This window comes from Cryobacterium sp. MLB-32 (genome assembly GCF_000738085.1).
In the GTDB taxonomy this organism is placed as follows: Bacteria; Actinomycetota; Actinomycetes; order Actinomycetales; family Microbacteriaceae; genus Cryobacterium.
On sequence record NZ_JPRS01000181.1, the window covers coordinates 1 to 4,518 of the forward strand.

Genomic DNA, 4,518 nt, shown 5'->3' on the forward strand with positions numbered 1-4,518 from the left:
GCCCGTGCGATGGTCAGGAGCCAAATTTCAGATGACAGTTGAACCTACGCCCGTGCCGGAGCACGAATACGGTGCAGACGATATCCAGGTTCTCGAAGGACTTGAAGCCGTTCGCAAGCGACCTGGAATGTACATCGGTTCCACTGGTCCCCGTGGTTTGCATCACCTTGTGTATGAGATCGTCGACAACTCCGTCGATGAGGCCCTCGCCGGGCACTGCGACGTGATCGACATCCGCATTTTGGCGGATGGTGCGGTGCGCGTCGAAGACAATGGTCGCGGCATCCCCGTCGACATTCACCGCACAGAGGGCCGCTCCACCGTTGAGGTCGTCCTCACCGTGCTTCACGCCGGTGGAAAATTCGGCGGCGGCGGATATTCCGTGTCGGGTGGACTCCACGGCGTGGGCAGCTCCGTTGTGAATGCGCTGTCATCGCGCCTCGAGGTTGAGGTGCGTCGTCAGGGCCACGTGTGGCGGCAGTCGTTTGCGGACGGCGTGCCGAATGCTCCCCTGGCCAAGGGCGAGGAATCCGACGCAACCGGCACGACGATCACCTTCTGGCCGAGCGCCGAGACGTTCGAAACCACAATCTTTGACTACGAGACCCTGCGTGCACGGTTTCAGCAGATGGCGTTCCTCAACAAGGGCCTGCACATCAAGCTCACCGACGAGCGCGAAGAAGAAAAGAACGACGACGGTACGTTCGTCACGAACTCGTTCATGTACGAAAAAGGCCTCGTCGACTACGTCGAGTACCTGAACCGGTCCAAGAAGGCCGACCTCGTCAACGACGAGATCATCTCCTTCGAGTGGGAAGACAACGACCGCAAGATGGCTCTCGAGGTGGCGATGCAGTGGACCACCGCGTACACCGAGAGCGTGCACACCTACGCAAACACGATCAACACCCACGAGGGCGGCACCCACGAAGAAGGCTTCCGCGCCGCGCTCACCACCCTCGTCAACAGGTATGCGCGCGAGAAAGGCATCCTGAAAGAAAAGGATGACAATCTCACGGGCGACGACGTGCGCGAGGGTCTGACGGCCGTGGTGTCGATCAAGCTCGCCGAGCCGCAGTTCGAGGGCCAGACCAAGACCAAGCTGGGAAACACCGAGGCGAAGACATTCGTTCAGCGCGTCGCCGGCGAACAGCTCGCTCACTGGTTCAACATGAACCCGAACCCCGCGCGGGAGATCATCCGCAAGGCTCTGCAGGCGAGCAACGCCCGCATGGCCGCCCGCAAGGCCCGTGAAACGGCCCGTCGCAAGGGCCTGCTCGAGGGTGGCGGCATGCCCGGAAAGCTCAAGGACTGCCAGAGCAAAGACCCCTCGCTGTCCGAGATCTTCATCGTGGAGGGTGACTCGGCCGGCGGTTCCGCCGTTCAGGGACGCAACCCCGAGACGCAGGCGATCCTGCCGCTGCGAGGCAAGATTCTCAACGTGGAAAAGGCTCGCCTCGACCGCGCTCTGGGCAACAACGAGGTGCAGGCCATGATCACGGCCTTCGGTGCGGGCATCGGGGAAGAATTCAATCCCGACAAGGTGCGCTACCACAAGATCGTTTTGATGGCCGACGCGGACGTTGACGGCCAGCACATCACCACCCTGCTGCTCACGCTGCTCTTCCGCTACATGCGTCCCTTGATCGACCTCGGCTACGTGTACCTCGCGCAACCGCCGTTGTACCGGCTCAAGTGGAGCAACGCGCCGCACCAGTACGTGTACTCCGACGCCGAGCGCGACGCGCTGCTCTCCGACGGTGCCGCGGCCGGCAAGCGCATCCCGAAGGACAACGGAATCCAGCGTTACAAGGGTCTCGGTGAGATGGACTACAAGGAGCTGTGGGAGACCACGATGGCGCCCGAGTCCCGCACGCTGCTTCAGGTGACGCTCGACGATGCGGCATCCGCTGATGAAATTTTCTCCACCCTGATGGGCGAGGACGTCGAGTCCCGCCGTAACTTCATTCAGAAGAATGCAAAGGACGTGCGTTTCCTTGACATCTAAGGACACTCCGGAAGACAACAACACGGTCGAGGCAGCGGATGCCGCGGCTGCGGCCGCGCACCTGACCCAGCACGGCAAGATCGACCAGGTCGACCTGCAGCTGGAAATGCAGCGGTCGTACCTCGACTACGCCATGAGCGTGATCGTGGGCCGCGCCCTGCCCGACGTGCGCGACGGCATGAAGCCGGTGCATCGTCGTGTGATCTATGCCATGTTCGACGGCGGTTACCGCCCAGACAAGGCCTTCTCCAAGTGCGCTCGCGTCGTCGGCGACGTGATGGGCCAGTTCCACCCGCACGGTGACTCGTCGATCTACGACGCCCTCGTGCGCCTCGTTCAGCCGTGGAGCCTGCGCTACCCGCTGGCACTGGGTCAGGGTAACTTCGGCTCCCCCGGTAACGACGGCGCCGCGGCCCCGCGGTACACCGAGACGAAGATGGCCCCGCTCGCCCTCGAGATGGTGCGGGACATCGAGGAAGACACCGTCGACTTCCAGGACAACTACGACGGCCGCACCCTCGAGCCCACGGTTTTGCCGGCCCGCTTCCCCAACCTGCTGGTGAACGGTTCCGTCGGCATCGCGGTCGGTATGGCGACGAACATTCCCCCGCACAACCTGCGCGAGGTTGCCGCCGGCGCCCAGTGGTACCTGGACAACCCCGACGCCAGCCGGGAAGAGCTGCTCGAGGCGCTCATTCAGCGCATCAAGGGCCCGGACTTCCCCACCGGCGCGCAGATCCTCGGTGTCAAGGGAATCCACGACGCTTATCGCACGGGCCGCGGATCCATCACGATGCGGGCCGTGGTCAGCATCGAAGAGCTGCAGGGTCGCACCTGCCTCGTGATCACCGAACTCCCCTACCAGGTCAACCCGGACAATCTCGCGATCAAGATCGCCGATCTGGTCAAGGATGCCAAGATCACCGGCATCGCCGACATTCGCGACGAGACCAGCGGCCGCACCGGTCAGCGCCTGGTGATCGTGCTCAAGCGCGACGCCGTGGCCAAGGTAGTGCTCAACAACCTGTACAAGCACACCCAGCTGCAGGAGAACTTCGGCGCCAACATGCTGGCCATTGTGGACGGCGTGCCGCGCACGCTCCCCCTTGATGGCTTCATCTCCGCCTGGGTCGCCCACCAGGTTGAGGTCATCGTGCGTCGCACGCAGTTCCGCCTGAACAAGGCCGAGGCCGAGGCACACATCCTGCGCGGCTATCTCAAGGCCCTGGACGCCCTCGACGAGGTCATTGCGCTCATCCGTCGCTCAAACACCGTAGACGACGCCCGTGAAGGCCTGATGGCCCTGCTCGACGTGGACAAGCTCCAGGCCGACGCGATCCTCACCATGCAGCTGCGTCGACTGGCCGCTCTTGAGCGCCAGAAGATCATCGACCAGGCCGCGGCCCTCGAGGTACAGATCGCCGAATTCAAGGCAATTCTCGCGAGCCCGGAGCGCCAGCGCACCATCATCAAGGACGAACTCGCCGAGATCACGAACAAGTTCGGCGACGACCGTCGTACCGAAATCATGTTCGGTTTCGACGGCGATATGTCGATCGAAGACCTCATCCCCGAAGAAGAGATGGTGGTCACGGTCACCCGCGGTGGGTACATCAAACGCACCCGGAGCGACAACTACCGCAACCAGCATCGCGGCGGAAAGGGCGTCAAGGGTGCGCAATTGCGTGCCGACGACGTTGTCGAACACTTCTTCGTCACCACCACGCACCACTGGCTGCTGTTCTTCACGAACACCGGCCGGGTGTATCGGGCCAAGGCCTATGAGGCGCAGGAGTCCGGACGGGACGCCAAGGGCCAGCACGTGGCCAACCTCCTCGCCCTGCAGCCCGGTGAGGAGATCGCTCAGATCCTGGACATCCGGGACTACAACGTCGCCCAGTATTTGACCCTCGCCACCCGCGACGGGCTGATCAAGAAGACCGCGCTGAGCGAGTACGACACGAACCGTACCGGCGGCATCATCGCCATCAAACTGCGCGAGGGCGACGAGCTCGTCTCGGCGCTGCTCGTCGAGAACGATTCCGACCTGCTGCTCGTCTCACACAAGGGCATGTCCATCCGCTTCACGGCGACCGACGAGGCGCTGCGCCCCATGGGCCGCAGCACGTCCGGCGTGATCGGGATGCACTTCCGTGGCGAGGATACGCTGCTCGACGCATCGGTCATCTCGGACGACGGTTACGTGTTTGTCGTCACCGAGGGCGGCTATGCCAAGCGCACCGCCGCGGACCAGTATCGCTTGCAGAATCGCGGGGGGCTCGGCATCAAGGTGGCCAAGCTCAATGACGATCGTGGAGACCTCGTGGGGGCGCTCATCGTCAACGAGGAGGACGAAGTGCTTGTGGTTCTTGCCAGCGGCAAGGTGGTACGCTCTGACGTCGCCGAGGTTCCGGCCAAGGGTCGGGACACCATGGGTGTCGTGTTCGCGAAATTTGCGACCGAAGACAGAATAATTTCCATCGCCAAAAACATCGAGCGCAATCTCGTGG

At 63.0% G+C, this 4,518-nt stretch carries 2 protein-coding genes; both read left to right on the forward strand.

The window, feature by feature from the left end; all coding sequences use genetic code 11:
• Positions 1 to 31 precede the first annotated feature (31 nt).
• Positions 32 to 2,008 carry a DNA topoisomerase (ATP-hydrolyzing) subunit B gene (gyrB, locus tag JF66_RS15180; protein WP_035879358.1) on the forward strand — a complete coding sequence of 659 codons (1,977 nt, stop codon included), beginning with the start codon at positions 32 to 34 and terminating at the stop codon, positions 2,006 to 2,008.
• Between the two features lie 61 nt (positions 2,009 to 2,069).
• Positions 2,070 to 4,518 (forward strand): DNA gyrase subunit A (gene gyrA, locus JF66_RS15185; RefSeq protein WP_035879360.1); only part of this gene is annotated, 2,449 nt, incomplete at its 3' end.

Coding starts and splice junctions, on each gene's coding strand:
- gyrB (WP_035879358.1), top strand. CDS start 32: ATGACAGTTGAACCTACGCCCGTGCCGGAGCACGAATACGGTGCAGAC.